This window comes from Mesorhizobium sp. CA13 (genome assembly GCF_020165235.1).
Lineage (GTDB): Bacteria > Pseudomonadota > Alphaproteobacteria > Rhizobiales > Rhizobiaceae > Mesorhizobium.
The window spans coordinates 451,642-477,404 of record NZ_JAIUHS010000003.1 but is presented as its reverse complement, the minus strand read 5'-3'; the positions used below and the strand labels follow the sequence as shown (position 1 = coordinate 477,404).

At 63.9% G+C, this 25,763-nt stretch carries 25 protein-coding genes; 14 read left to right on the top strand and 11 right to left on the bottom strand.

Annotated elements, in window-relative coordinates; all coding sequences use genetic code 11:
• Positions 1–63 precede the first annotated feature (63 nt).
• Both LB566_RS11300 and LB566_RS11295 read right to left on the bottom strand, forming a co-directional pair.
• Positions 64–846, bottom strand: coding sequence for a FadR/GntR family transcriptional regulator (locus tag LB566_RS11300; RefSeq protein ID WP_140553837.1), 783 nt, complete (start codon positions 844–846; stop codon positions 64–66).
• A gap of 181 nt (positions 847–1,027) precedes the next feature.
• A complete protein-coding gene (locus LB566_RS11295; RefSeq protein ID WP_140553836.1) occupies positions 1,028–2,017 on the bottom strand; it encodes a sugar-binding protein in 990 nt (329 codons plus the stop codon).
• 457 nt (positions 2,018–2,474) lie between these two features.
• Here LB566_RS11295 and LB566_RS11290 point away from each other — a divergent pair, with 457 nt between their 5' ends.
• The 11 genes from LB566_RS11290 (at position 2,475) to LB566_RS11245 (ending at position 12,713) form a co-directional block, all read left to right on the top strand.
• On the top strand, positions 2,475–3,218 hold the full coding sequence (locus tag LB566_RS11290) for an ATP-binding cassette domain-containing protein (RefSeq protein WP_140500157.1): 744 nt from the start codon (positions 2,475–2,477) through the stop codon (positions 3,216–3,218).
• A 61-nt stretch (positions 3,219–3,279) separates the two neighbouring features.
• On the top strand, positions 3,280–4,278 hold the full coding sequence (locus LB566_RS11285; RefSeq protein WP_140553834.1) for an ABC transporter permease: 999 nt from the start codon (positions 3,280–3,282) through the stop codon (positions 4,276–4,278).
• 177 nt (positions 4,279–4,455) lie between these two features.
• Positions 4,456–5,283: a helix-turn-helix domain-containing protein gene (locus LB566_RS11280; protein WP_224624463.1), complete on the top strand. Its 828-nt coding sequence runs from the start codon at positions 4,456–4,458 to the stop codon at positions 5,281–5,283.
• Positions 5,284–5,400: 117 nt separating this feature from the next.
• Positions 5,401–5,844 (top strand): SRPBCC family protein, encoded by a 444-nt coding sequence (locus tag LB566_RS11275; protein WP_224624462.1) that lies wholly within the window; start codon positions 5,401–5,403, stop codon positions 5,842–5,844.
• A gap of 10 nt (positions 5,845–5,854) precedes the next feature.
• Positions 5,855–6,649, top strand: coding sequence for an FAD binding domain-containing protein (locus LB566_RS11270; protein ID WP_140553828.1), 795 nt, complete (start codon positions 5,855–5,857; stop codon positions 6,647–6,649).
• Between the two features lie 49 nt (positions 6,650–6,698).
• Entirely contained in the window at positions 6,699–7,181 is a 483-nt protein-coding gene (locus LB566_RS11265; protein WP_224624461.1) for a (2Fe-2S)-binding protein, read from the top strand.
• A 10-nt stretch (positions 7,182–7,191) separates the two neighbouring features.
• Entirely contained in the window at positions 7,192–8,559 is a 1,368-nt protein-coding gene (locus tag LB566_RS30345; protein WP_263496115.1) for a xanthine dehydrogenase family protein molybdopterin-binding subunit, read from the top strand.
• 1 nt (position 8,560) lies between these two features.
• Positions 8,561–9,565, top strand: coding sequence for a xanthine dehydrogenase family protein molybdopterin-binding subunit (locus tag LB566_RS30340; protein WP_263496114.1), 1,005 nt, complete (start codon positions 8,561–8,563; stop codon positions 9,563–9,565).
• Positions 9,566–9,573: 8 nt separating this feature from the next.
• Entirely contained in the window at positions 9,574–10,455 is an 882-nt protein-coding gene (locus tag LB566_RS11255) for an AAA family ATPase (RefSeq protein ID WP_140553821.1), read from the top strand.
• Positions 10,456–10,689: 234 nt separating this feature from the next.
• Entirely contained in the window at positions 10,690–11,826 is a 1,137-nt protein-coding gene (locus tag LB566_RS11250; RefSeq protein WP_224624460.1) for a vWA domain-containing protein, read from the top strand.
• Entirely contained in the window at positions 11,826–12,713 is an 888-nt protein-coding gene (locus tag LB566_RS11245; protein WP_224624491.1) for an amidohydrolase family protein, read from the top strand. Before LB566_RS11250 ends, LB566_RS11245 begins: the two co-directional genes overlap by 1 nt.
• A gap of 11 nt (positions 12,714–12,724) precedes the next feature.
• On the opposite strand, the gene LB566_RS11240 is transcribed toward LB566_RS11245, so the two are convergent.
• The 6 genes from LB566_RS11240 to LB566_RS11215 form a co-directional block, all read right to left on the bottom strand.
• Positions 12,725–13,132, bottom strand: coding sequence for a carboxymuconolactone decarboxylase family protein (locus LB566_RS11240; RefSeq protein WP_224624459.1), 408 nt, complete (start codon positions 13,130–13,132; stop codon positions 12,725–12,727).
• Between the two features lie 255 nt (positions 13,133–13,387).
• On the bottom strand, positions 13,388–14,884 hold the full coding sequence (locus tag LB566_RS11235; protein WP_140553815.1) for a sugar ABC transporter ATP-binding protein: 1,497 nt from the start codon (positions 14,882–14,884) through the stop codon (positions 13,388–13,390).
• Positions 14,884–15,933, bottom strand: coding sequence for a hypothetical protein (locus tag LB566_RS11230; RefSeq protein ID WP_140553813.1), 1,050 nt, complete (start codon positions 15,931–15,933; stop codon positions 14,884–14,886). The genes LB566_RS11235 and LB566_RS11230 overlap by 1 nt, the downstream gene beginning before the upstream one ends.
• Positions 15,933–18,053: an ABC transporter permease gene (locus LB566_RS11225; RefSeq protein WP_224624458.1), complete on the bottom strand. Its 2,121-nt coding sequence runs from the start codon at positions 18,051–18,053 to the stop codon at positions 15,933–15,935. Before LB566_RS11225 ends, LB566_RS11230 begins: the two co-directional genes overlap by 1 nt.
• Before the next feature lie 97 nt (positions 18,054–18,150).
• On the bottom strand, positions 18,151–19,176 hold the full coding sequence (locus tag LB566_RS11220) for a sugar ABC transporter substrate-binding protein (RefSeq protein ID WP_224624457.1): 1,026 nt from the start codon (positions 19,174–19,176) through the stop codon (positions 18,151–18,153).
• Between the two features lie 120 nt (positions 19,177–19,296).
• On the bottom strand, positions 19,297–20,283 hold the full coding sequence (locus LB566_RS11215; protein WP_224624456.1) for an ABC transporter permease: 987 nt from the start codon (positions 20,281–20,283) through the stop codon (positions 19,297–19,299).
• Between LB566_RS11215 and LB566_RS11210 the strand changes: the two genes are divergently transcribed.
• Positions 20,283–20,528: a hypothetical protein gene (locus tag LB566_RS11210; protein WP_224624455.1), complete on the top strand. Its 246-nt coding sequence runs from the start codon at positions 20,283–20,285 to the stop codon at positions 20,526–20,528. The two genes, LB566_RS11215 and LB566_RS11210, sit on opposite strands and share 1 nt — an antisense overlap.
• A gap of 27 nt (positions 20,529–20,555) precedes the next feature.
• Here LB566_RS11210 and LB566_RS11205 read toward each other — a convergent pair whose 3' ends face one another.
• Positions 20,556–21,989 carry a DHA2 family efflux MFS transporter permease subunit gene (locus tag LB566_RS11205; protein WP_224624454.1) on the bottom strand — a complete coding sequence of 478 codons (1,434 nt, stop codon included), beginning with the start codon at positions 21,987–21,989 and terminating at the stop codon, positions 20,556–20,558.
• Positions 21,990–22,103: 114 nt separating this feature from the next.
• Between LB566_RS11205 and LB566_RS11200 the strand changes: the two genes are divergently transcribed.
• Positions 22,104–23,105, top strand: coding sequence for an ornithine cyclodeaminase family protein (locus LB566_RS11200; RefSeq protein ID WP_224624453.1), 1,002 nt, complete (start codon positions 22,104–22,106; stop codon positions 23,103–23,105).
• Entirely contained in the window at positions 23,102–24,619 is a 1,518-nt protein-coding gene (gene hutH / locus LB566_RS11195) for a histidine ammonia-lyase (protein WP_224624452.1), read from the top strand. The genes LB566_RS11200 and hutH overlap by 4 nt, the downstream gene beginning before the upstream one ends.
• On the opposite strand, the gene LB566_RS11190 is transcribed toward hutH, so the two are convergent.
• Complete coding sequence (locus tag LB566_RS11190; RefSeq protein WP_224624451.1) at positions 24,584–25,384, bottom strand: 3-methyl-2-oxobutanoate hydroxymethyltransferase; 801 nt, start codon at positions 25,382–25,384, stop codon at positions 24,584–24,586. The two genes, hutH and LB566_RS11190, sit on opposite strands and share 36 nt — an antisense overlap.
• A 49-nt stretch (positions 25,385–25,433) precedes the next feature.
• Positions 25,434–25,745: a MocE family 2Fe-2S type ferredoxin gene (locus LB566_RS11185; protein WP_140553799.1), complete on the bottom strand. Its 312-nt coding sequence runs from the start codon at positions 25,743–25,745 to the stop codon at positions 25,434–25,436.
• Between the last annotated feature and the right edge of the window lie 18 nt (positions 25,746–25,763).

The following is a 25,763-nucleotide window of genomic DNA, read 5'->3' as shown; positions in this document are numbered from 1 at the left end:
GCGAAGGGCCGACGAAGGCTACGCATTGCCCATGGAAAGGCGATCACCAAGCGCGAGCGCCGATTACCCTCGGCCCCTTCCGACTCTCTCATCGGTATCGGCGAGCAGCTTGTGCACCGCATTGCGCGCCGCCGCGGGTCGCTGCAAACGAATGTTCTTCTCGATCGCCTCGTGCAGCTTCTGTGCCCGCCGCTGGTCGCCGACCTGTTGAGTCGTGAAGACGAAGAGATGATCGAGCGCCGATTCGATGAGCACGCCGAGCGGCACCAGCAGGTCGTTGCCGGAGGCCCGCAGGATGGCGAGATGAAAGCGCGTATCGGCGCGAATGCGCTCCTGCAGGCTTGCCGCCTCGCCCATCTCGCGGCAGGCCTGGCTGATCTCGGCCATCTGCTCGTCGCTGCGCCGCACCGCGGCAAAGGCGCTCGCTTCCGGCTCGATTATGTGACGGAACTCCTGCACCGTCCGCAGGAACACCTCCCGGTCCGGCGCGGTCGCGTACCAGGCGAGCACGTCGCGATCGAGCAGGTTCCAGCGCTCCTTCGGTTCGACCCAACTGCCGATCTTGGGGCGCGACGCCAACAGGCTCTTGGCCATCAGCATCTTGATGGCCTCGCGCACCGCCGAGCGGCTGACATTGAACGTTTGCGACCATTGGGCTTCGTTGGGCAGGATGGTGCCTGGCGGATAGTCGCCGCGCACGATCCTGAGCCCGATCTCGCTGGCCAGCGAGGCGTGCACGCTGGCACCGGGAAAGTGCGCCGCATCGGGCCGGCGCATGGCGGCCGGACGGCGGCCGGCCTGTGCCTTGGTCCGAATGGCTCGCTTGTTTGACTTTTCGTCCGGCATCCACGTTCCAATGCGTCGGCCGTACCTGTTCCGGTCAGGAACTGTCGGTCCGCCGATGCCATTGCCGAAAAATTCGAACATGGGGCGCGCCAAAGCCGGAGCCGCTGCCCCTGAAATGCGTGTCCCTGTTCGTCAGCAGAGGTGGCGGGGCGCCCGCTGGCGAGCGCCCCGATCGAGACGCCTACTTCTGGATGCAGGTGTCGACCGTATCCTTGGTGCATTCGTCGAGGCCGGTGAACACCGGATCGTCGACCTTCTTGCCTTCGATCAGGTCGATCATCACGGACGGCGCCTTGTAGCCCATCTCGAACGGCCGCTGGCCGACCAGCGCGGTGACAAGGCCATCCCGGGCGATCGCCACCTCGTCGCCGATCGTGTCGGCGGCGCCGATGACGAAGTCGTTGCTGGCCAGCTTGTCCTTCAGCGGTCCGACCAGATCGCGATAGGGCTGCGGCGCGCCGAACAGCGGCCAGCCGCCCATGATGCCGAACGCATCGAGCTTGGGGTTGGCAGCAAGGATGTCGGTCATCGCCTGCACGCCCTTGGCGCCGTCGTCATTGGTGAACACCGGGCAGCCAGCCACTTCCGTCCAGCCGCCTTCGCCGGCAAGAGCTGCAAGTCCTTCCTTGCCCGACAGCGCGTCACGCATGCCTTGCGCGCGGCGTAGGATGTTGTCGGCCGCCGGATTGCCCTCGATGGTGCAGATCGTGCCGCCATTCGGCTTGGCCTTCTTGATGTATTCGCCGATCTTCTTGCCCATCAGATAGTTGTCGGTGCCGAGATAGGTCTTGCGAAGTGCTGCGTCCTCCTTGGCAAGGTCGGCATCGACGGTCATGATCGGGATCGACGGGTTGGCGCTCTTGATCGTTTGCGCGATCAGCGGCGCGTTGGACGGCGAAATCGCCATCGCCACCGTGTCCGGCTTGCTCAGCATATCCTGCACGATCTGCGCCTCGCCGGCCTCGTCGGAAGTCGACGCCGGACCGGTGTAGAAGCACTCATATTCCGAGCTGGCGTTTTCCTTGTTCCATTTCTCGCAGCCCTGGTGGATGGCCTCGAAGAACGGATTGTCGAGACCTTTCACCACGATGACGAGCTGCTTCTTGGCCAAAGCCGGCCCGGCGCCCAACGCCATGGCGGCGACGGCGGCGAGCAAAACTGTTTTCCTCATGTCAGTCCTCCCTTGGAAACAGACGGACACGGCGTGCCCGCCACACAGATCGCCCTGATGCGAGATGACAGAAGCAAGCGCTCGTGCCGTCAGGCCAGGCCGATAAGCATTTTCAGATGCGACCAGGCCGGCAACGATGCCGGCACGATCGGTAATCCTCCACCGGTTGCGCCGCCAAACGACGTCGTCAAAGCCGGCATATCTTCCTCCGACGCTCAACTAATAACGGCTTGCCGCCAACGTCAATTGCTATTTGTCCTACAAAACGGATTTTTCCAGAAAGGCAGGATCTCATTCGTCCGACAATTGCCCAAATCTTATTCGTCAGACAATTGACGCCCGTGCAGGCATTTGCGTAAATGACCGCGTCGCTGCTTCCGGGGAGGAGCTGGGAGAGCGAACCGAAGCTGTCGCCCCTTCCCGGGACAGACGGCCAGACATGGGAGGCAAAAGGCTGGTGGCGGTTCTCGAACTCACCAACATCTCGAAGCATTTCGGCGCCATCCAGGCGGTGAACGACGTGTCGCTGTCGATCGAGCCCGGCCAGGTCGTCGGCCTGATGGGCGACAACGGCGCCGGCAAGTCGACGTTGGTCAAGATGATCGCCGGCAATTTCCGCCCGAGCCACGGCACCATGCAGATGGACGGCAAGGATCTGATCCTGCACAAGCCGGTCGAGGCCCGCCAGCACGGCATCGAGATCGTCCACCAGGATCTGGCGCTGTGCAATAATTTGACGGCGGCGGCCAATGTCTATCTCGGCCGCGAACTGCGCCGCGGCGTCGGGCCCTTCCGTATCCTCGACTATGCCGCCATGTACAAGCGCGCCGGCCAGATATTCGCCGAGCTCAAGTCCGAGACGCGCCCGCGCGACCTCGTCAAGCAGATGTCCGGCGGTCAGCGCCAGGCGGTGGCGATCGCCCGCACCATGCTGTCGCAGGCCAAGATCGTGCTGATGGACGAGCCGACGGCGGCGATTTCGGTTCGCCAGGTGGCGGAGGTCCTCAACCTGATTCGTCATTTGCGCGACCAGGGCATCGCCGTGGTGCTGATCAGCCACCGCATGCCCGACGTTTTCGATGTCGCCGACCGCGTTATCGTCATGCGGCGCGGCAGGAAAGTCGCCGACAAGGCGATCGCCTCGAGTTCGCCCGAGGAGGTGACAGGGCTGATCACCGGCGCCATCGAGCAGGTGGTGTGAGAGCGGCAAAACCGGATTTCATTGCGCTGGCGCGTTTCGCTGCCGGCAGGAAAGGTCGATAATGGCAGTCACCCTTGATCAGACGATCGCGCAGAAACAGCACAGTTTTCTGTCGCGGCTGCTCTCCAGCCAGACGTTCTGGGTGGTGATCGCCGTCATCCTCGCCTGTATCTTCCTGTCCTTTGCCACGGATGCCTTCGCCACCCCGAAGAACCTCTTCAACATCACCCGCAACGTCACCTTCGTCGCCATTGTCGCGCTGGGCATGACCTTCGTCATCATCACCGGCGGCATCGACCTGTCGGTCGGTTCGGTGCTGTGCCTCTGCTCGATGGTGCTGGCCGTTACCATGCATGCCGGGTTTTCGATCGAAGTCGGCATCCTGGCCTCGATCGCCACCGCACTCGTCATCGGCGGCTTCAACGGCATTCTGATCGCCTATCTCGGCTTTCCGCCCTTCGTGGTGACGCTCGGCATGCTGTCGATCGCCCGCAGCCTCGCCATGGTCGCCTCCAACAACACCGTCGTCTTCCAGTTCGGGCCCGATCACGACAAGCTGCTGGCGCTGGGCGGCGGCGCCTGGCTCTTCGGCATCGCCAATCCGGTGCTCTACATGATCCTTTTGGCGCTGATCACCGGCTTCATCCTGCGCTGGACCAAGTTCGGCCGGCATATCTTCGCCATTGGCGGCAACGAGCATGCTGCGACGCTGACCGGCGTTCCGGTGCGCCAGATCAAGGTCGCCGTCTACATGATCTCGGCGCTGTCGGCGGGAATTGCCGGCATCATCCAGACCGGCTGGCTGGGCGCCGTCACCACCAATCTCGGCAACGGCATGGAGCTGCAGGTCATCGCCGCCACCGTCATCGGCGGCGCCAATCTCGCCGGCGGCGTCGGCACCGCCTTCGGCGCCATCGTGGGTGCCGCCCTCATCGAGGTGATCCGCAACAGCCTCGGCCTGCTCGGTATCAACGCCTTCTGGCAGGGCACCTTCATCGGCGGCGCCATCCTGCTGGCGGTGCTGTTCGACCGCATCCGCAACTTCAGGCGCAGCGATTAAAAGCCTGGCTTTGCCGAAGCGCCGTTCATTCGGGTCCTATCGCTCAGTCTGAAAATCGGCTGAAGCGGCCTGCCGCCAATACCGGCCGTGCGGCTATGCCTTGACGGATACGGAAAACCGGCCGCACAATCCCCAAGCAGGCGAAGGGAGGCCAGTCGCCTGCGGGAGGATATACCCATGACGGAAGCGATCAGGCTCTACTGGGGCCGGTTCGGACATGTTTCTGTCCTGAATGTCGCGAGCGACTTCGTCACCCATGCCCATGTCGAGGCACATCTCATCATCTGGCTGGAAGGCACCGCCGGCGAGATGACCATCGGTCGTGAGACGGTTCTGCTTGGGCCTGGCACGGCTGCCGGCATCAACTCGCTGCAGCCGCACAGCCATGTGCTGTCGCAGGACGGCACACCAGGCCTGTTCCTCGCCTTCTACATCGACCCCGACTGGGCACGGCGGCGCCGTGACCTGCCATCGTCCGCGCCGCTTTTCACGCAGGCGGCAATCACGCTCGAACCCTGGCTGCACCAGGCTGCTGCCAGCCTGCTCGATCATCTGACCGACAATGAGAGCATCGACGATGTCGCCAACTACGAGATCGAGCGCTTCATCGATTCGGTGCTCGATGCCGCCGACGCTTCGGCTCCGCAGGAGCCGCGCGGCCGCGTGAACACCGTGCAGGATTTCCGCGTCCGCAAGGCGATCCAGTTGATGAAAGCCAATGTCTGCGAGCGTATCTCCTTCGATGACGTGGCGCGCAGCGTCGGCCTCTCGCGGCCGCATTTCTTCGCGCTGTTCAAGGAACAGACCAGTTTGACGCCCAACGTCTACTGGAACACGCTGCGCATGGAGGAAGCGGTGCGCCAGCTCCAGTGGTCGCATGAGCCGCTGATATCGGTCGCCTGCAATCTCGGCTTCACCACCCAGGGCAATTTCTCGCGTTTCTTCCGTGACCATGTCGGCGTGCCGCCGACGCTCTATCGCGAAGCGGCGCGAGCCGTGTCCTGAGGGGCCGGAAACCGGCTATTTTCAGACTGATTGATACGTGCCCAAGACGCATTGATAAGCACCGCGACCACGGTCGGCCTACCGTCCCAAGCAGAACGTTTGCAAGGGAAAGAGCATATGGCTGATGTCACCATCTCCACCGTCATCGACGCGCCGGTCGAAAAGGTCTGGGCGCGCATCCGCGACTTCAACGGACTGCCGAGCTGGCATCCGCGCATGGTCGAAAGCCATATCGAGGACGGCAAGGACGCCACCACGATCGGCTGCGTGCGCAACTTCCAACTGGCCAGCGGCGCGCGGCTGCGCGAAAAGCTGCTCGATTTCTCCGATGAGAATTTCCTCGTCAGCTATTCGATCCTGGAAACGCCGCAGCCGCTCACCAACCACAAGGCTACGCTGCAATTGCGGCGCGTCACCGACGGCGACCGCACTTATGCCGAATGGACCGCCAGCTTCGACGCAGCACCCGAAGAAGCCGACAAGCTGGCCGAGGGCATGGGCGCCAATGTCTTCCAGGGCGGCTTCAACGCCCTGAAGAACCATTTCGCCGGCCAGGGTTGAGGAGCGGGCCATGGCGCTGGCATTGCAGAGTTTTGCAACGGTGAAAGACGCCAGCGCGGCGCTGAAAGCCGCCGGCACGCGCTATCTCGGCGGCGGCACGCTCGTCTTGCGCGCCGCCAATGAAGGCGATGTTTCGGTCTCCGGCCTTGTCAGGTCGACCGACCCGGCCTTGTCGGCCATCGCGGTCTCCGGCGGCACGATCCGCATCGGCGCTTCGGTGACCATGGCGGCGATCGCCCGCCATCCCGAGCTCAGCCAGCTTGCCAAGGCCGCGCGTGCCGTTGGCGGTCCGGCGATCCGCAACATGGCGACCGTCGGCGGCAATCTGTTTGCGCCAAGTCCCTATGGCGATTTCGCGGTCGCCCTGCTGGCGCTGGACGCCATCGTGAGCACCAATGACGGCGAAATGCCGATGGAAGCCTTTCTGGCCAAGCGGGACGGGAGCCGCGCGATCGTCACCTCTGTAAGCTTCACGTGGCCGGCACAGGGAAGCTTTCGATTCGTGAAGGTCTCGCGGGTAAAGCCCAAGGGCGTCTCGGTGCTCAGTATCGCCGCTATCCTGGAACAGGCCGGCAACGGCACAATATCCTCGGTGCGGATCGCGCTCGGCTGCATGGCCGACCGGCCGATGCGAGCCAAGACAGCCGAGAAAGCGCTGCTCGGCAGGACACTGGACGCGGACGGCGTCGCTTTGGCTCTGGCTGCCGCCAACGACGGCATCGAACCTATTACCGACCCGATCGCCAGCGCCTGGTATCGCGCGCAAGTGCTGCCGGTTCATCTTGGTCGGCTGCTGCTCAGCTAGTTTCGGGGGCGCGCGCTTGCCCTGCGGGGCAGGCGCGCAAGGAGGAAGAATGGCGAAGGTCCCGGTTCAATTCACGCTCAACGGTTCTGAAAAGGCCGAATTCATCGACAGCGGCACCACGCTGCTCAACGCCTTGCGCGACAAGATCGGCGACACTTCGCCGAAGGGCGGGTGCCATCAGGGCACCTGCGGCGCCTGCTCGGTGATCATCGACGGTGAGCTCCGGCTGTCCTGTCTGACGCTCGCCGAAACCTGCAACGGCGCTGCCATCACCACCACGTCGGGTCTTGCCGAAGGCGGCGTTCTGCATCCTCTCCAGCGCGCCTTCCTCGACGCCTTCGCCACGCAATGCGGCTTCTGCACGCCGGGCATGCTCATGGCGGCCAAGGTGCTGCTCGACCACATCCCCAATCCCAGCCGCGACGACGTCGTCGAAGCGCTGTCGGGCAACATATGCCGCTGCACGGGCTACGAGCCTATCATCCAGGCGGTGCTCACCGCCGCTCGCGCCAACTCGCAGAACGCGGCCTGAGGGAAGCAAGATGGAACTGCGCAAAAGCTATTTCTCGGACGTCCGCAAGGATGACCTCAACGAGATCGGCCAGCCGAGGCCCCGCTCGGATTCGCCCGGCCATGTCACCGGCAAGACAGCCTATTTCGCCGACCGCAACTTTCCCGGCATGCTGCATCTGAAGATGGTGCGCAGCCCGCACCATCATGCCCGCATCCGGTCGATCGATACCTCCGAAGCGGAAAAACATCCGGGCGTGGTGAAAATTCTCACCGCCAGGGACGTCCCGCACAATGTCTACACCATCCTGATCCTGATCCAGATCGGGCCGGAGGACGAGACGGTTCTGGCCGACGGCAAGGTGCGCTGGAAGGGCGAGGCTGTGGTGGCGGTGCTGGCCGAGACGGAGCGCGCCGCCCAGGAAGCCGCGGCCAAGGTCAAGGTCGATTACGAGGTGCTGCCGGCCGTCTTCGACATGGAGGAAGCGCTGAAGCCCGGCGCGCCCCTCGTCAACGAATATCACGGCCAGAACTACTATCTCTATGACAGCGGCGAGTGCCGCAAGGTGCGCTTCGGCGATGTCGAGACAGGCTTTGCCGAGGCCGACTACGTCCTCGAACAGAGCTATCATTCCTCGCCGATCGAGCATGCGCCGACCGAGACCACCGGCTGTATCGTGGCACCGGAGGGCAATGACCGCTTCACCTGCTATACCAACACGCAGGCGATGTTCTTCACCCTCGACAACACGTCGATCATTTTGCAGATGCCGGGCAGCAAGCTGCATTTCGTCGGCGGCACGGTGGGCGGCGGCTTCGGCGGCAAGGTCGATGTCATGGTCGAACCGATCGCCATTCTCGGCGCAAAATTAACCGGACGACCAGTCTGTTTCATCTACAGCCGCGAGGAGGAGATGCAGATCTCGTCACCTCGCGCGGCCGAAAAGGTCGTCATCAAGGACGGCGTGATGAAGGACGGCCGCATCGTCGCCCGCAAGGTCACCGGCTACACGGACGCCGGCGCCTACTCCCGCCATTCGCCCTATGGCGCCCAGAAGGGCGCGGGGCACTATCCCGGCCCCTACACCATCCCCAATGTCTGGATCGATACGTACTGCGTCTACACCAACCGCACCCCCTCCTCCGCCATGCGCGGCTTCGGCGTCACCATCGGCGACTTCGCGCTGGAGGTGCAGATGGACAAGCTGGCGCGGCTGATCGGCATGGATCCGCTCGAATTCCGTTTTATCAATGCCTATCGCGACGGCGATATGAAGGCGCATCGCCAGCCGACCGAAGGGGCGGCCCTTATCGAGTGCATGCAGGAAGCCTCGCGCGCGGCCAACTGGCCCGTGGCCGAGAAGTACATGGCGATGTCCTCCTACGCGAAGGGAGCTTGAGATGGCGATCAGGCGCGGGCGCGGCGTTGCCGCGATCAATTATCCCACGGGCATGAACCTCGGCGGCGACCCCACCCAGGCGCTGGTGCACTCCACCCCGACCGGCAATTTCATGGTGACGCTGTCATCGGTTGATCTCGGCCAGGGCATGAAGCAGATCATGGCGCAGATCTGCGCTGAGACGATCGGCGTGCCGACGGACCGCGTCGTCGTCGACACCGCCGATACCGACACCGGCCCGCACTGCATGGGCACTTTCGCCTCGCGCGGCACGCACCGCGCCGGCAACGCCGTCATCCAGGCGGCCAAGGAAGCCCGCCAGGTGATGCTCGAAGTGGCCGCGGAGGAGCTGGAGGTCAACGCCTCCGACCTCGAGACCGACGGCCAGGGCAACATATTGGTCAAAGGCGCGCCGCAGAAATCGATCTCGATCTTCGACGTCGCGCTGTCGGCGCATTTCAAGCGCGGCCGCTCGATCTCGGGACGCGGCATGTTTCTCATCCCGCGCTCCTATCCGGAGAAGGAGACCGGCGCGATGAAGCCATCGACCTGCTATGCGCATGCCTGCACGGTGGCCGAGGTCGAGGTCGACGACGAGACCGGGGAAGTCACCGTGCTGACGGTGAAGAACGTCTTCGAGATCGGCCGCGCGCTGAACCCGAAAATGGTCGAGCAGCAGCTGGTCGGCGGCTCGTGGATGGGCATCAGCCACGCGCTCTACGAAGCGACCGAACCCTATTATCCCAACCGTGACCATGGCGGCACCGATTTCAACCAGTACCTGATGCCGGGTCCCGGCGATCTCGCCGAGACCGAGATCATCGTGCTGGAGCGGCCCTCGGCAGATGGTCCCTACGGCGCCAAGGGGCCTGGCGAAATGTGCGCCAATCCACAGATTCCGGCGGTCGCCAATGCCGTCTTCGACGCTGTCGGCGTGCGCATCGACACGTTGCCCATCACGCCGGAACGCATTTTGCGCGCGCTCAAGGCGCAAGCGACGACCTGAGGACCGACATGCCCGAGGTAAACGCCGAAACGGTCGCGACTTCGCCAGAAGCGGTCGCCGAGCGCCTCGCTGCCTCGCATTATCTGGCTGATGAAAGCCTGGCGACGGCCATCTTCCTGGCGATCCGGCTGGGTAAGCCGCTGCTGCTCGAAGGCGCTCCGGGCGTCGGCAAGACGGAAGCGGCCAAGGCAATCGCCGAGTTGCTCGGCCGCGATCTGGTGCGGTTGCAATGCTATGAAGGCATAGACGCCGCACATGCGCTCTATGAGTGGAACTACCAGCGCCAGCTGCTCGCCATCCGCCATGCCGGCGAGCAAGAAGTCGATATCTACGACGACCGCTTTCTGATCGCCCGCCCGCTGCTGCAGGTGCTGAAGGCGCCGGAGCAGCGCATCCTGCTGGTCGACGAGATCGACCGTTCCGACCACGAATTCGAGGCGCTGCTGTTGGAGTTTCTTTCCGACTTCCAGATCAGCATTCCCGAGCGCGGCACCATCCGCGCCACCGCACAGCCGATCGTCATCCTGACCTCCAACCGCACCCGCGAACTCGCCGAAGCGCTCCGGCGGCGTTGCGTCTATCACTGGATTGGCTATCCCGATGCCGAGCGCGAGGCGGCCATCATCATGCTGCGCGCCGGCGATGTCGCAGAGGCAACGGCACGCGCTGTGGCGTCCGCCGTGCAGAACATCCGCGCGCGTCCACTCGCCAAACCGCCCGGCATCGCCGAGGCCGTCGAATGGGCGAATGCCGCGACCATCCTGGAAAAAGGCGGCAGCCCCTGGCCGGAAGCCTTCCGCCGCGCCATCGGCGTGCTGATCAAGGACGAGGAGGATCTGTCCTACATCGCGCCCGAGCTTGGCCGCATCGTCGACGAGGCGCTGGCGTGAGCCGCGATCTCAGCGCGCCCTTCTCCCTGACGCCGGCGGGACAGCGCGCCCCTCTGTCCTGGCGGACATCTCCCCCACAAGAGGGGAGATCAGCAACCTCGGCGCTTCGCTCAATCCTGCAACGTTGGAGATTGGCGAAAGCCGGGATGACATCCGATCTCCCCCCAAGTGGGGGAGATGTCCGGCAGGACAGAGGGGGGCGCGAAGGAACGCAACGGTTGGAATATTTCTGCCATGCCGCGCGACCGTAGCTTGCCCCGTGCGGCGGCGCCCTTCCTCAGCTTCGGCCGGATGCTGCGCCGCTACGGCTTTGCCATCGCCCCCGAACAAGTCACCAGCTTCATGCAAGCGATAACCTTGCTCGGACCACGCTCGATGGCGGACATACGCGAGGCAGCCCTTGCCACGCTGGCGCCGCCGCCCGATCGCCGCGCCGAATTCGAAGCCCATTTCCAGAGCCATTTCTATGGCAACGCGTCAGCCGTGATCGAAGGCGACGCCGACGAGGAAACGCGCATCAAGGATGATGGCGGTGCCGACGATGAACGGATCGAGGCCGAGCAGAGGCAGGAAGGCGGCGAGTTGTCTTCGGCCCTGGAGCAGTTGAGCACGCGCGACTTCCAGCGCGACCACGACAGTCTGACCACCTTTCGCCGAAAGCTGTCATCGGCCCTGCCCGCCCGTCGCTCCTTCCGCACGGTGCGTACTCATTCCCGCGGCAAGCTCGACCTGCGCCGCTCGCTCAGGGAAATTGTCGGCGCCGATGGCGATGTCCCCTGGCCGCTATTGCGTCGCCGCCAGATCGTGCCGCGCAAGCTGTTGCTGCTGATCGATGTCTCAGGCTCGATGAAACTGCACACCGCCGACTATCTCAAGCTGGCGCATGCCGCCGTGCAGGGCGCGGATCGCGCCGAGACATTCACCTTCGGCACGCGGCTCACCCGCATCACCTCGGCATTGCGCATCCGCGACCGCGATCAGGCGCTGGCGTGGGCAGCAAGCCAGGTCGACGATTGGGATGGCGGTACCCGCATGGGACCGACCCTGCTGGCATTCCTCTCGGTGCCGCGCTTTTCGTCGTTCACGCGCGGCGCCGCGGTCGTCATTCTCTCCGACGCGCTGGAGCGCGGCGACCATGCCGAACTGGAGATTGCCATGCGCAGGCTTAGCGCCCGCGCCTTCCGGCTATCGCTGGCGACCCCGCTGGCCGGCGATCCACGCTTCCAGCCGGCGACAGCGGCGCTGCGCGCCATCCTGCCCGACCTCGACGATCTGGTCGACGGCTCGTCGCTGGCCGGCCTCACCGATTTCATCCTGTCGCTCGCACGCCCCGCCCCGGCGGCCGCGACCATCTGGAAAAGGGTATCGTGATGCAGAAAGCCATCGACGCGCATTTCCACATCTGGCGCCAGAAAGACCAACCATGGCTGGTCGGCCCGATGGTGCCGCGCATCTTCGGCCCCTACGAGCCGATCCGCCGCGACTATCCGATCGGTGAATTTCTGGCCGACCAAAAAGGTTCGGGCGTCGAAAAAGCCGTCTATGTCCAGACCAACTGGGCCAAGGAGGATTTCGAGAACGAGGTCGCCTTCCTGCAGCAGACCGCCGACGAGACCGGCTGGCCGCACGCTATCGTCGGCTATGCCGACATGACAGTGGACGATGTCAGGCCGCAGATCGACCGGTTGATGAAATACAGGCTGCTGCGCGGCGTGCGCATGCAACTGCACTGGCACGAGACCCCGGCCTTCCGCTTCGCCGCCTCGGCCGATCAGGTGATCGACCCCAAGGTCCGCGCCAACGTCGCGCGGCTGAAGGATTATGGCCTGTCCTTCGACCTGCAGCTCTTCCCCGCCCAGATGAAGGACGGGCTGACGCTGGTCGGCGAAAACCCGGAGACGAATTTCATCCTGACTCACACCGGCATGCTGACCGGCATGGAACCGGAAACCACCGAAGCCTGGAAGGCCGGACTGCGCACGCTGTCGGGGGCACCCAATCTCTACGCCAAGCTTTCGGGCCTCGGCACCTTCGTTCACCGCAACGACCCGGCGCTGATCGCCTACATCATCGACAATGCGATCGACATTCTGGGCAGCGATCATCTGATGTTCGGCTCGAACTTTCCCATCGAAAAACTGTGGACCAGCCACGCCGAACTGATGAAGGCGCACCGCGATGCGGTGGAGAAGCATGGCACGGCGGCGGAAGCCGACATTTTCTGGAACGCGGCGGAGAAGGTTTATAGGCCGGTGTAGCGCATCTTTCCTCATCTCACCTCGAACTGTGGATCGACCGGGATCTGCATTGCCGTCACCAGATGGTTGGTCTGTCCCGCCAACCCGATGATCGACACCAGCTCGCCATGCTGTGCGTCTGTCATGCCCTTGGCCCGCGCCGCCGCGGTGTGCGAATGGACGCAGTAGGAGCAGCCATTGGCGGTCGACACCGCGATGTAGATCATCTCCTTGGTCAACGGATCGATCGCGCTGTCGGCGACCATGACCGCCTTGAGTTGCTCCCACACCCGCTTCAGCGCCGCAGGATCATTGGCCAGCCCACGCCAGAAATTATTGACGAAATCGGATTTACGCGTCGCGCGGATATCATCGAACACCGCCTTCACTGCCGGGATTTTCTCCACCTCGGCATCGTTCAGAAGTCTGGTGGTAGACATGGTGTTTCCTTTCGTTTCTCGATGCCGCACGATTGAATCGGACGCTGAACAGCCGCCGCCAATCCATTCACTTCATTCGCCTATTCGCTTTTGCAGTGCAAACGGCATCGCGACGGTGTGTCGAGATTCAGGTCAGGCCGACTCGAAAACGGCGGGTTCCGAGAACCGGAGCAGAGTGTACTTGAAGCACGTGAGCACCTGAAGCGCAGGAAGCCAGCGTTTGCAGGCCGGCCTCACCTGAATACCGACACAGCTCTAATGCACCGCGGCATACATGATCTTCTCCTCCGTCGCCTCCGCCGGCGAAAACTCCTCGACGATGCGGCCCTGACGGCAGACCAGGATCCGGTCGGACAGGTTCATGATCTCCGGCAGGTAGGACGAGATGACGACCACGGCCAGACCCTCGTCGGCCAGCCGGTTGATGATCTGGTGGATTTCGGCGATGGCCCCGACATCGACGCCGCGCGTCGGCTCGTCGAAGATGACGATGCGCGGCTTCTGCACCAACCCCTTGCCGATCACCACCTTCTGCTGGTTGCCGCCGGAGAGCTCGACCACGCGCGCATTGTCGTTGATCGCCTTGATGTTCAGCGTCTTGGTCCATTCGGCTGAAAGCGCGCGCATCTCCTGCTGGTTGATCACCCAGCCCTTTTCGCGGCCTGCTGCCAGCAGCCCGCCGAACAGGTTCTCGGCGATGCCCATCGTCTCGAAAATGCCTTCGCTCTTGCGATCCTCTGTGACGTAGACGATGCCATCGGCCACCGCTTCGCTCGGCACGAGGTAGCGCACCGGCCTGTCGTCCAGCTCGATCGCCCCGCCGCGCAGGAAATCGCGTTTGTAGATGCCGGACACGATTTTGAACGTCTCGGTGCGGCCGGAACCGATCAGCCCGAACACGCCGGTGATCTGGCCTTCGAAGATCGAGAACGAATTGTTGCGCACGACATTGCTCATTGAGATGTCCTGCACCGACAGAACTTTCTTCCCCGCCTTGCGCAGCTTGGCCTCGTCTCGCTGGCGATAGATCTGCCCCGATAGCGTGCGCCCGACCATGGCGGCGACGATCCGGTCGCGATCGAAGGCCGCCGTGTCGTCGGTGATGACCAACTCGCCATCGCGCAGGATGGTGATGCGGTCGGCAATCAGCAGCGCCTCTTCCAGCGCATGGCTGATGAAGACGATGGAGACGCCGCGCGCCTTGAGGCGCCGGATCAGCGCGAAGAAGTGCCGCTTCTCCTCCGGCGTCAACGTCGCGGTCGGCTCGTCGAAGATGATGATCTCGGCATTGTGGTGCACGGCGCGCGCGATCTCGACCATCTGGCGCTTGGCCGCGCCAAGCGTCGCCACCATCGCGTTCGGGTCGACCGGAAAATTCAACGACTGCAGGAACTGCTGCGCGGAAATGTAGGTGCCGCGCAGCCGGTTGAGGAATTTCTCGGTACCGAGATAAAGATTCTGCGCCACCGTCATCGACGGCACCAAGCTGGTTTCCTGGAACACCATGGCGATGCCGGCTTCGAGCGCTGCGTGCGGCGAGGCGTAGGCGATCTCCCGGCCCTTGTGGAACATCTTGCCCGAACTGGCGCCGACCACGCCGGCGATGACCTTGGTCAGCGTAGACTTGCCGGCGCCGTTCTCGCCGAGCAGCGCGTGGATCTCGCCCTTGCGCAGGTCGAAGGTGACGTTCTTCACCGCGGGCACGCCGCGATAATTCTTGGTGACATTCTCCAGGCGAACGATCGGTTCCATCAAAAACTTCCCGAAGCGATAGCCAACACGCAGTCGCCGCCCTTCGAGGCGACAAACAGTTCGCCATCTTTTTCAAGCACGCTGCAAATGCCGTGACGTATGCCGTTGGCGCGGCTGTGCAGGCTGAACCGAGGCTGCATGTTCTGGTCGAGCCTGACCACCAGACCGTAGGAGCGGCTCGGCGACCAGGGCTTGTGGATGCCCATCGTGCGGATGCCGCCGCATTGCAGCGGTTCGAGGAAGCTGCGGCTTGAGGCCAGCGCCGGTGCGATCCAGTAGGCCGGCGGCACCTGCTCGATCATGTCCTGACGGTAATGCGTCTCCTGCAGCACGAATTCGATCAGCCGGTTGCGCGGCGCAAACAGCGTCAGCCAGGCGCCTCCATCGGCGGATGGCGACAGCCGCGCGGGATAGCCGGGCAGATGGGTCAACACCGTCGAGCGGCTGCCGCTTGCCGCACCGAAGCGGATGAGCTGATGGCGCCAGCTCTCGCTGACCAGCACGTCCCCGCCGACGGGATGGAGCCCATAGGGAAAGGCGATGGCGCCGGCCAGCTTGCGGAAGTCCCCGCCTGCCGCATCCTGCTTCCAAAGCGATCCCGACGCGCCTTTCTTCATCAAATCGGCGGCCCATTGCGATGGCGCGTATTCAGCCGAACCATTGGCCAGCCACAGCGCGCCGTCGTCGGCATAGGCGAGCGCGGTGATGCAGCTGACACCGGCCGGCAGCGAAACATCCCTGCCGCCGACCAGCAACTTGCCGCTTTCCAATCCGACCGCCAGCTCGCCCGATGGCGAGAGCGCCAGCGCGGAAACGGTGGACGAAAAGGTCTCGACCAGCTTGGGCGCGGTTCCGGCGGCAATCGAATAGACGGCGTTGCCGCTGGAAACGAGCAGCTTGTCGCCAGCCACCAGCAGATTGTCCGGCTCGGTCAGTTCGACAAAAGCCGGCGCATCATCGAGCCGCGTGTTGGGGCGGAAAGCGCCGTCCAGCGGCGGGATCGTCACCGCCTTGCCGCGAAATATATCCAGGATCGGATCGAGGATCATTACTTTGCTCCCCAATAGGAAGCCGGGCTGGTCCAATTCGGGTCGGCGCCAGCAATCTTGTAGCGGCCGATGCGGTTGTTGAGGATGCCGCCGACGAAAAGATATCCCTTATGCTCGCGCATCGAGGTGACCATCGGATGCGCGCCGCCCGAGAGGTCGCCCATCGCTTCGACGATGCCGCCTTTTTCCGTAAATTTCACGACGCCCCCGGTGTTGATGTTGGGGAACAGCCATTCGTCCTGCGGCAGCCGTCGCGTCATGCGCTTGCGCATGTCGGGATGGCGCAGCGACAGGTCGAAGCTCGGCGTGCGCATGCCGAGCCACGCCATCCAGTAATTGCCGTCGGAAGCGCGGTTGATGTTATCAGGATAGCCCGGCATGTCCCGGATAACGCATTCGGCGGTGCCGGCCTTCGGCCCTTCCAGCCAGTAGCGATGCACACGGCAGACCCAGCTCTCGGCGAAGAACAGCGACTTGCCGTCATGCGCCATGCACACACCATTGGTGTAGCGGTAGCCGTCGAGCAGCGTCCTGGTCGATCCGTCCTTCGGGTCGTAGACCAGCAGGCGGCCGGTGGCGCGGTTCTCGATCGAATCCAGCGCCCAGTCATGCGCGTCGTAGCGCTTGGTCGAGTCGGTGAAATAGATGCGGCCGTCCGGCGCTATGTCGCAGTCGTTGGGATCGCGCAGCCGTGCGTCGTCGACGACCGACGTCCAGGAGCGCGACGTTTCGGCCGACAGGCGTTTCACCTCGCGATCGGGCGAGACGGAATAGAGCCCCATGGCGCCGACACAACTGATCAGATTGCCTGGTTTGTCGAAGGCAAGGCCGAGCGGAAAGCCGCCGATATGAGCGAACACTTCCGACTTCACGTAGTCCGGCGCGAAGAAGCGGACGATCTCGCCATGGCGCGTGCCGCAATAGAGATGATCGTCACGGTCGAGGATGACATCTTCCGGTCCTTCCAGTTCGCCGAGCCCGATATGGTCGGCGCCCGACAGCCCGTTGTCGAGTTCATAAGGCGTGCCAGAACCGGGCGCCGCCGACTGCGTCTCGCCCATCCTGAGATAGACCGGCGCGACGTAGACCTCGTTCAGCACCTTGTGGCGATTCTTCAACCAGCGGATGTCGATCGTCACCGCCACCGCCAGCATGATGCCCAGCACCATCTGGTTGGTGCCGGTGCCGTAGCCCAGCCGGATCAGCCCGTTGGTCATGGTCAAGACGATGATGGCGCCCATCAGCCCCTTGATCACCGAGCCGCGCCCGCCGCCAAGGCTGACGCCGCCGACCACCGCCGCGGTCAGCGCCATGATCTCGAGGTTGAGGCCGGTGCCTGGCCCCGCCCCGCTCAAGCGGCAGGCGATGAGGAAGCCGCCGATCGAGGCGCAGAAGCCTGAGAAGACATAAGTCATGAACACGGTGCGGCGCACACGGATGCCGGCATTGTGAGCCGAACGCCGGGAGCCGCCGACCGCCAGCACATGCCAGCCGGGCCGCGAGCGCGTCAGCGCGATATGAGTGACGATGGCGAGGATAATGGCCAGCCACACCGAGACCGACAGGCCCCAGAAGGTGCCGTCGCCGATGAAGTCGAGCACATCGGAGGTGGCCTGGGAAAGCTGCACGTCGGCGGCATAGGTGGTGACCAGGATATCGAACAGCGCCCGCCCGAAAATGAAGGTGACCAGCGTGGTGAGGAAGGCGCGCAGCCTGAGGTAACCGACGAGATAGCCGTTGACGGCGCCGAAGACGAGGCCGGCGGCGAGCGAAGCGGCCAGCGCCAGCCAGATCGACTGTTCGAGGATGAAGAAGACATAGACGGCGGAAAAGCAGGACAGCGCAAAGATCGAGCCGACCGACAGGTCGATGCCGCCGCCCAGCATCACCACCGTCATGCCGGTGACGACCATCGAGAATTCGCCGAGCTGGCGGGTCGATTCCTGCAGCGAGGTCAGTTTGAAGAAGCCCGGAATGATCGAACCGAACACGCTGAGTGTCGCCACCAGCGCCAGGAAGGGAATGGCGTTGTCGGTCCAGCGCTTGGTCAGGATTTCGCCGACCAGATGGTCGGGAACGAGATTGTAGCGCCAGGACTGGAGGCGTTCGCGAAAGGACATCGGCTCACTGCTGCCGCGAGAGAAAAAGGAAAAGGAAAGAGAAAGAGGTGGCCGGACGGTCCGGCCACCTCGCAGCTATCGGTTTCACGAGAACCGGTTACTTCGCCGCCGCTTCGGCCTGCAGAGCCTTCAGGTCCCAGCAGCTGTCGGGCTTGAGGTCGGCCTTGGTCGTCGCCTTCTCCAGCGTGTAGATGTAGGTGTGCGACGTGCCGGCCGGCTGGCCGCTCTGCAGCAGGAACTTTATGATGGCGTTCATGTCCCCCGACTGTCGGGCAAGGTCGGTCATGACAACCGCGCCATAGGTGCCGTCGGCCAGCTTGTCGCAGTCGGCCGCCTTTTCGCCGCCGCCAGTGGTGACGAGAAAAACCTTCCCGTCGAGCTTGGCGTCGCGGATCGCAGCGGACGCGCCGGTGGCGTCGCCGTCCCAGAAGTCGATGATGGAGCAGATGTCGGGATGCTGCTGCAGCATCGTTGTGGTCACATTGCGCGAGGTGGTGGCGTCCCAGTTGGAGTCCGGCTTGGCGACGACCTGGAAGTCGGGATGCTTGTCCAGCACCTTCATGATGCCGGCGTACTGGTAGAGGCTGGAGGAATTCGCCTGGTCGCCCTGCACCAGCCCGATCTTTTTGGACGAGTTCTCGCCGCAGCCCTTGATCGCGGCTTCCGCCTCGAGTTGGCCGAGCCGGTCCCAATCGCTGCCGACAAAGGCATCGGCCGGGAAATTGGCGGGATTGTCGACCAGGATCACATAGGTGCCGGCTGCCTGCGCCTTCTTCATCAGCTTGGAGTAGGAGTTGAGATCCGGGGCGTGGATGATCAGCACATCAGGCCTGGTGTCTGACGAGATGGCGTCGGTGATCGCCTGCGCGCCGGCATCGACGACCCAGTTCGGGTCGCGCGTCTCGAACGTGCCGCCCCAGGCCTCGACTTCGGTCTTCAGATAGTGAGCCCAGCCCTGCGCCAGGTCGAAGCCCATCGCCAGCGGCACCAGCATGACGCGTTTGCCCTTGAGTGCCTGCGCATAGGCAGCGGGACCCGGATCGTCGGCAGCGAAGCTCGGCGCCACGAAGGCCGTGACGGCAAGCGCCGTAGCGGCCGCCATGAGTGTCTTGATCAGTTTCATGTCACATCCTCTGGTTGGTCGTTGTTATCAGCGGCCGGCCCCAACCGCCCGCTTTGGCTTAGTCTTCCTGTTTGAGCATGATCTCTTCCGAAACCGGTTCCCATTTTTCGGGATCATGCTCTAGATGTCGCCCTGCTGCGCCGTCTGTTCGTCGCGCGGATTGATGATGCCGTCGACGATGATGGCACCGAGCAGGATCGCCGCCTTGATCAGGTTCTGGTAGAGCAGCGGAATGTCGATGATGGTCATCGCATTGAGCAGGATGCCGATCAGCGCCGCTCCGACCAGCACGTTTCGCACCCCACCTCGCCCGCCCGAAAGGCCGATGCCGCCGATCACCGCCACCAGCACGATGTCGTAGAGCAGCGTCGAGTTGACGACGCGGGTGTTGATCGAATGCAGGCTGGCCGCCGTCAGCAGGCCGGCAATCAGCGCGACGAAGGCGGAAAGCACATAGCGCAGTACCAGCATCGGCCGCACCGGCACGCCGATGTTGCGCGCGGCGACCGGATTGTCGCCGGCGAAATAGATGTAGCGGCCCCATTTGGTGTAGCGCAGGAACAGGAAGAACAGGAAGGCGAGCCCAGCGAAGACGAACACCTCGATGGGAATGTCGAGGAGGCGCATGCCGCCGAGCAGTTCCACCCAATGGCCCTGCGGCACCGGAACGGCATCCTGCGTGATCAGTTGCGAGCGCACATAGCCGAAGACGAAGGAGCCGGTCGCCAGCGTCACGAAAATCGCCGGCACGTCGGCATAGGCGACAAGAAAACCGTTGAGCAGGCCGATGGCGAGCACGCCGGCCAGCACATAGGCGAAGGCGAGCCCGTCAGGCGTTCCTGAATTCATCAACTGCAGATACCAGGCGACCGACATCGCCATGATCGCCACCGCCGACAGGTCGATGCCGCGGCCGATGATGACGACCGCCATGCCCAACGCCAATATGCCCAATACCGAGACCGAACGAACGATGGCAACGAGATTGTTCGGAGCGATGAAGCCCGGCAGGCCTATGGCCGCGGCAATGAACAGCATCACCGCTATGGCAAAGACAATACCCTCCTGGTTCAGGCTCTTGAAACTCGGCCGACCGATCGCGTTCATTGTCTGTCTTCACCCCGGCGGCAGCGCTGCCGACCCTGGGAAAGAAAGCTAATCGGCTCAACGTCGGTTCGTCAAATGAATCCGCGTTCAAAACACGGACTGCCGACGAGACTCGCGATGTGGACGCATTGATTGCTGAAGCTGGCGCAATGCCCGGAAACTCCAGCACTTTTGGCAATTGTTTGCGCCATCCCTGCGTCTTGCGCAAGCACGACACCAAGGCGCAAGGCGAAGATGGAATTTAACCGTGCGGTAGATGGGAAGATTCGATTTCAGTTCCCGGCCATGTGGCCGGAAACCTCGGCGCCGGCGGTCCTCGGCAACACCAGGAAACGGAACGACGCCACCAGCCCGATGACGCCGATCACCAGGAAGGTGACTCGAAAATCGACGAGGTCCAGCGCAGGCTGGGCCCTGGCGATCTGCGACAAATTGAGGATCGCCGCCGCTATCGCCACACCGAACAGCATTGCCACCTGCTGCAGCATCGAGGAGAGCGTCGCCGCCGAGCTGCGCTGCGCTGCGACGATATCGGCGAAGGCCAGAGTGTTCAGCGCCGTGAACTGCATGGAACGCGACAGGCCGGCGATCAGCATCAGCCCCACCATGAGCGCCTGCGGCGTCTGCGGCGAGATCGCCGCGCACGCCATGATCGACGCGGATGCAATGACGCCGTTGACGACCATCACCGAACGAAAGCCGAAGCGGCGCAGAATCGGCGTCGTCACCGTCTTCATCCCGAGATTGCCGAGGAAATAGGCCAGGATCATCATGCCGGCATCGACCGGGCTCATGCCAAAGCCGACCTGGAACAAAAGCGGCAGCAGGAAGGGCGTGGCGTTGATCGCGACGCGGAATATGGTGCCGGCCGCAAGCGTCGAGATAGCGAAGGTCAGCACCTTGAACGAGGACAGGTCGAGCAGCGGATGGGGGGCGCGCCGGAGATGCCGCACCGCCAGCCAGCCGATGACGATCCCTGCCGCGATCAGCAGCACTGTCGGCAGCACGCCGTCGTCGGGATGCGCGATGCGCTCGAGGCCGTAGAGCAGGCAAGCAAGTCCCGCCGATGTCAGGAAAAAACCCGGCCAGTCAAGTCGCTTGGGATCGGCTTCACGGTCGCCGGGGATGAAGCGGGCGACCAGCGCCAGGCCGAGGGCGCCGAGTGGGATGTTGATGAAGAAATTCCAGTGCCAGGACAGATAGGTGGTGATGAACCCGCCGAGCACCGGCCCGATCACCGGCGCGAACAGCGCCGGCCAGGTGATGAGCGCGGTTGCGTTGAGCAGTTCCGATTTCGACGCGTTGCGCAGCACGAGGATGCGGCCGACCGGCGCCATCAATGCGCTGCCGAGCCCTTGCGCGGCGCGCGCCGCCACGAACTCGGTGAGATTCTCGGAGAAGCCGCAGGCGAGCGAAGCCAGCATGAACAGTGCGATCGCCACCAGGAAGATGTTGCGCGCGCCGAACCGGTCGGCGAGCCAGCCCGACAGCGGCACGAACACCGCCATGGTCAGCATATAGATGGTGATGCCGATGCTCATCGCCACCGCCGGCACACCGAAGGAGGCGCCCATCTGCGGCAGCGACGTCGAGATGATCGTCGAATCCAAGAGCTGCATGAAGAAGGCGATGGCGACGATCAGTGCCACACGCCGCGAATTCCTGGCTGGGTCGGCTGAAGCTTCAATCTCGGGGATGGCAGTCATGACGGACCGCTTTGAACAGCATTTGGCGGATGTCGTCCAGACAAGAGCCAACAAACTTTCGTGTCGCGGCGCGGCCTGTTATGGATGAACGGGGCGGCCGAGGAACGTGCACGCATGAAGCCTATCTATATCGACTATCTCAACGCCCTCGACATCGATGCCCTTGCCATGACCGACGCCGAAATCCTCGACGCCGTGGAGACCGGCCTGGTCGCACAAGGCAACGGCCAGACGGTGATCGAGCCGCGCGTTCATCTTGAGCCTGATCCCTCCTTTCACGGCCATTTTAATGTTTTGCGCGGCTATGTAGCGCCGCTCGATGCCGCGGGCGTGAAGATCGTCGGCGACTATGTCGACAACTACCTGCACGGCCTGCCCTCCGAATTCGGTATCCTCAATCTGTTCGATCCACGCACCGGCGCGCCGCGCGCCATCCTCGACGCCACCGTCATCACCGACATGCGCACCGGCGCCGTCACCGCTATCGGCGCCAGGCATCTGGCGCGCAGGAATTCGAAGGTGCTTGCCCATATCGGCGCGCGCGGCACGGCCTACTGGAACGTGCGCCTGCTCGACCACCTCTTCGACTTCGACGAGATCCGCGTCCATTCGCGCCGGCCGGAAAGCCGCGACGGCTTTGCCGCCAGGCTCTCCGCCGACCTCGGCAAGCCGGTCAAGGCGGTGGCCGACTGGCAAAGTTGCGTCGAGGGCGCCGACATCGTCATCGAGGCCTCGCGGCTGCCGGAGCCGCAGCCGCTGCTGAAGACCGATTGGATCAAGCGTGGTGCGCTGGTCGTGCCCTATGGCACGATGAGCGCGGTCGAGCTGTCGCTGACCGACATCATGCAGAAAATGGTCGTCGACGACTGGGGCCAGTGCAAGGGTGGCAAGTTCGGCTCGCTGCGCGCCCATGTCGAAACCGGCCGGCTGAGCGAAAAGACGCTGCATGCCGAGCTCGGCCAGATCGCCGCCGGCCTGAAAACAGGGCGCGAAAGCGATGACGAAACAATCCTGTTCTGGCATCGCGGTCTATCGCTATCCGATATCGCGCTCGGCAAGGCAATGCTGGCCAAGGCGCAGGCACAAGGCATCGGCCAGAGGCTGCGCTTCGCATGAGCGCTCTGATCCTCACCGGAGCCGGCGTCAGCGTCGGCGATGTCGCCGCCGTTGCCCGCGGGGCACGCACGGTGGAAATTGGGCCCGATATTATCGGCAGGCTGGAGAAGGGGCGGAAAGTGCTCGACAAGGCCGCCGCGTCCGGCCAGCAGATCTACGGGCTCAACACGGGTCTCGGCGCCAATCTCGGCACAACGGTCGAGGGCGACGCCAGCGCCTTCCAGCGCCAGTTGTTGGAAGGCCGCAGCGGCGCCGTCGGCGAAGCGCTGCCGGTGGAGACCGTGCGGGCAGCCATGCTTGCCCGGCTGGCGATGCTTGCCGTCGGCGGATCCGGCCTTTCGCCCGCAGTGTTCGTCGCCCTGGTCGACACGCTCAATGCCGGCATCCATCCGGTGATGCCGTCGCTGGGCTCGATCGGCGCCGGCGATCTCGTGCTGATGACCGCTGTCGCCCGCGTGCTGATCGGCGAAGGCGAGGCCGACTATCAGGGCCGGCGCATGCCCGCGGCCAAGGCGCTGGTGATGGCTCGCCTGGCCCCCATCGACCTGGCCCCGAAGGATGGGCTGTCGCTGATCAACGCGTCCGCCGTTTCCGCGGGCAGCGGCGCGCTTGTGGTGACGGATGTGCTGTCCGCCCTTGCCCAGCAGCAGCAGGCCGGCGCGCTGACCATGGAAGGCATCGGCGCCAATCGCACCATTCTAGATCCCCGCCTGCATCTGGCGCGGCCGGCGGCAGGCCAGGCCGAGGCCGCCAAGGCGCTGCACGATCTGCTGGCCCGCGACGAGGCGCCGGCGCCGACCACCTTGCAGGATCCGCTGTCGATCCGCTGCATGCCCTCGATCCATGGCACCGTGATCGAGGCGATCGATCAGGCGAGACGTGCCGTCGAGATCGAGCTCAACGCCGCCGCCGACAACCCGCTGGTGCTGAGCGACGACGAGTTGGTGCTGTCGACCGGCAATTTTCACACCGCCTCGCTGTCGCTTGCTTTCGAGACGCTTGGTCTGGCAATCGCGCAATGCGCCGCGGCAAGCGCGGCGCGCTTCATCCAGCTCACCGGTTCGGGCCGCAACGGCCTGCCGAAATACCTGTCGCCGGTCGGCGGCGCGTCGGCCGGCTTCGTGCCGCTGCAAAAGACGGTGACATCGATCCTGGCCGCCATCCGCCACAAGGCCAATCCGGTGATGCTCGATTTTCTGCCCGTCTCCGAGGGCGTCGAGGACTCTGCCACGCAGACGCCGCTGGTGATCGCTAAATGCGCCGCTATGATTGCGCTGTGGCGGCGGCTGATCGCATTCGAGCTGATGGCCGCCGCCCAGGCCGTCGACCTGCGCGACGGATTGGTGCTGGCACCGCGCACGGCCGCTATCCACACCGCGATTCGTGCGCTCGTCCCGGCGCTGAAGGAGGACCGGCCGCTCGGCATCGAAGCCGACGCGCTTCATGCCGCACTTGCCGATGGGAATTGGCAGGCGACCTTAGCCCCGGCCGACCTTGTCGAGGAACAGGCGTAGCTCGGCCGGGTCCATGTGCACCACATGCCTGTCCTCGGGATAGGCGCCACTGTTGACGTCGGCGACATATTCGGAGAATGCGGCCACCCGCTCCGCCTGCAACCGATCATATTCAGCAGCGAAGTTGCGATAGACCTTGGAGTGTCGCGGCATGTGGCCCCGGTTCTGCCCAAGGATATCTTCGGCGAACAGATATTGCGCGTCGCAACCGGTGCCCGCGCCCATCGACAGCATGATCAGCGAGGTACGCTCGGAGATCGCCTTGGCGACCTCGACCGGCACCACCTCGATTTCGGCGCCGATGGCGCCGGCGGCCTCGAGTTGTTTCACCGCTTCGAACACCTGCATGGCGACGCCGGCAGTCTTGCCGACCGCCTTGAAGCCGCCGGTCCACGTCGCGCGGGATGGAATGAGGCCGACATGGCCGATGACGGGGATGGCATCGTCCGCCATCCGCTTGATGGTGGCGTAGCCCGCGCTGCAATAGACCGCGTCGGCGCCGGCCTTGTAGAGCCGGAAAGCCCAACGCAGGAAATCATCCGATGTGCCGATTTCGTAGAAATTGTCTCCCGGCATGGTGAACAGGCTCGGTGCCGCATCGCGGTATTGCGGGTTGAGCACGAGTTCCGGCGGCACGGAGACGATATCGACCCCTGCCCGCTCGGCGGCTTCCGCCTCGTCCAGGGTCAGCACGCGCAGCATGGTCAGCTGACGCTTGCCCTTCATGGCGCGCAGGTCGGCAACGGTCGGTCTCTTTCGGCTCATCAAAACGTCCCTCTTTTGCTTGCCGCGGTGCCGGATCGGTCACCGCGCTTCAGATCTCGATCATCACCTTGCCAGCCTCGATCTTCACCGGATAGGTCGCGAGATTGACGCAGACCGGCGCGCCCTTGGCCTGGCCGGTCTTATAGTTGAAGCGGCCATTGTGCTTGGGACATTCGATGATGTCGTCCATCACCAGCCCGTCGGCGAGATGTGCCTTCTCATGCGTGCAGAAACCATCGGTGGCGAAGAATTCATTGTCCGGGGAGCGATAGATCGCGAAGGTTCGGCCACCATGGTCGAAGCGGATGACATCCTCTTCCTCGACATCGTCCACCGCGCACGCTTCAACCCAATCTGCCATATCGGTCTCCTGCAAAAA

What these genes read in the sequence shown, in the direction of transcription:
- hutH (WP_224624452.1), top strand. Translation starts at nt 23,102, where the DNA reads ATGAGCGCTCTGATCCTCACCGGAGCCGGCGTCAGCGTCGGCGATGTC.
- LB566_RS30345 (WP_263496115.1), top strand. Translation starts at nt 7,192, where the DNA reads ATGGAACTGCGCAAAAGCTATTTCTCGGACGTCCGCAAGGATGACCTC.
- LB566_RS30340 (WP_263496114.1), top strand. Translation starts at nt 8,561, where the DNA reads ATGGCGATCAGGCGCGGGCGCGGCGTTGCCGCGATCAATTATCCCACG.
- LB566_RS11185 (WP_140553799.1), bottom strand. Translation starts at nt 25,745, where the DNA reads ATGGCAGATTGGGTTGAAGCGTGCGCGGTGGACGATGTCGAGGAAGAG.
- LB566_RS11295 (WP_140553836.1), bottom strand. Translation starts at nt 2,017, where the DNA reads ATGAGGAAAACAGTTTTGCTCGCCGCCGTCGCCGCCATGGCGTTGGGC.
- LB566_RS11270 (WP_140553828.1), top strand. Translation starts at nt 5,855, where the DNA reads ATGGCGCTGGCATTGCAGAGTTTTGCAACGGTGAAAGACGCCAGCGCG.
- LB566_RS11265 (WP_224624461.1), top strand. Translation starts at nt 6,699, where the DNA reads ATGGCGAAGGTCCCGGTTCAATTCACGCTCAACGGTTCTGAAAAGGCC.
- LB566_RS11240 (WP_224624459.1), bottom strand. Translation starts at nt 13,132, where the DNA reads ATGTCTACCACCAGACTTCTGAACGATGCCGAGGTGGAGAAAATCCCG.
- LB566_RS11220 (WP_224624457.1), bottom strand. Translation starts at nt 19,176, where the DNA reads ATGAAACTGATCAAGACACTCATGGCGGCCGCTACGGCGCTTGCCGTC.
- LB566_RS11275 (WP_224624462.1), top strand. Translation starts at nt 5,401, where the DNA reads ATGGCTGATGTCACCATCTCCACCGTCATCGACGCGCCGGTCGAAAAG.
- LB566_RS11285 (WP_140553834.1), top strand. Translation starts at nt 3,280, where the DNA reads ATGGCAGTCACCCTTGATCAGACGATCGCGCAGAAACAGCACAGTTTT.
- LB566_RS11215 (WP_224624456.1), bottom strand. Translation starts at nt 20,283, where the DNA reads ATGAACGCGATCGGTCGGCCGAGTTTCAAGAGCCTGAACCAGGAGGGT.
- LB566_RS11230 (WP_140553813.1), bottom strand. Translation starts at nt 15,933, where the DNA reads ATGATCCTCGATCCGATCCTGGATATATTTCGCGGCAAGGCGGTGACG.
- LB566_RS11280 (WP_224624463.1), top strand. Translation starts at nt 4,456, where the DNA reads ATGACGGAAGCGATCAGGCTCTACTGGGGCCGGTTCGGACATGTTTCT.
- LB566_RS11255 (WP_140553821.1), top strand. Translation starts at nt 9,574, where the DNA reads ATGCCCGAGGTAAACGCCGAAACGGTCGCGACTTCGCCAGAAGCGGTC.
- LB566_RS11300 (WP_140553837.1), bottom strand. Translation starts at nt 846, where the DNA reads ATGCCGGACGAAAAGTCAAACAAGCGAGCCATTCGGACCAAGGCACAG.
- LB566_RS11225 (WP_224624458.1), bottom strand. Translation starts at nt 18,053, where the DNA reads ATGTCCTTTCGCGAACGCCTCCAGTCCTGGCGCTACAATCTCGTTCCC.
- LB566_RS11200 (WP_224624453.1), top strand. Translation starts at nt 22,104, where the DNA reads ATGAAGCCTATCTATATCGACTATCTCAACGCCCTCGACATCGATGCC.
- LB566_RS11245 (WP_224624491.1), top strand. Translation starts at nt 11,826, where the DNA reads ATGCAGAAAGCCATCGACGCGCATTTCCACATCTGGCGCCAGAAAGAC.
- LB566_RS11190 (WP_224624451.1), bottom strand. Translation starts at nt 25,384, where the DNA reads ATGAGCCGAAAGAGACCGACCGTTGCCGACCTGCGCGCCATGAAGGGC.
- LB566_RS11235 (WP_140553815.1), bottom strand. Translation starts at nt 14,884, where the DNA reads ATGGAACCGATCGTTCGCCTGGAGAATGTCACCAAGAATTATCGCGGC.
- LB566_RS11250 (WP_224624460.1), top strand. Translation starts at nt 10,690, where the DNA reads ATGCCGCGCGACCGTAGCTTGCCCCGTGCGGCGGCGCCCTTCCTCAGC.
- LB566_RS11205 (WP_224624454.1), bottom strand. Translation starts at nt 21,989, where the DNA reads ATGACTGCCATCCCCGAGATTGAAGCTTCAGCCGACCCAGCCAGGAAT.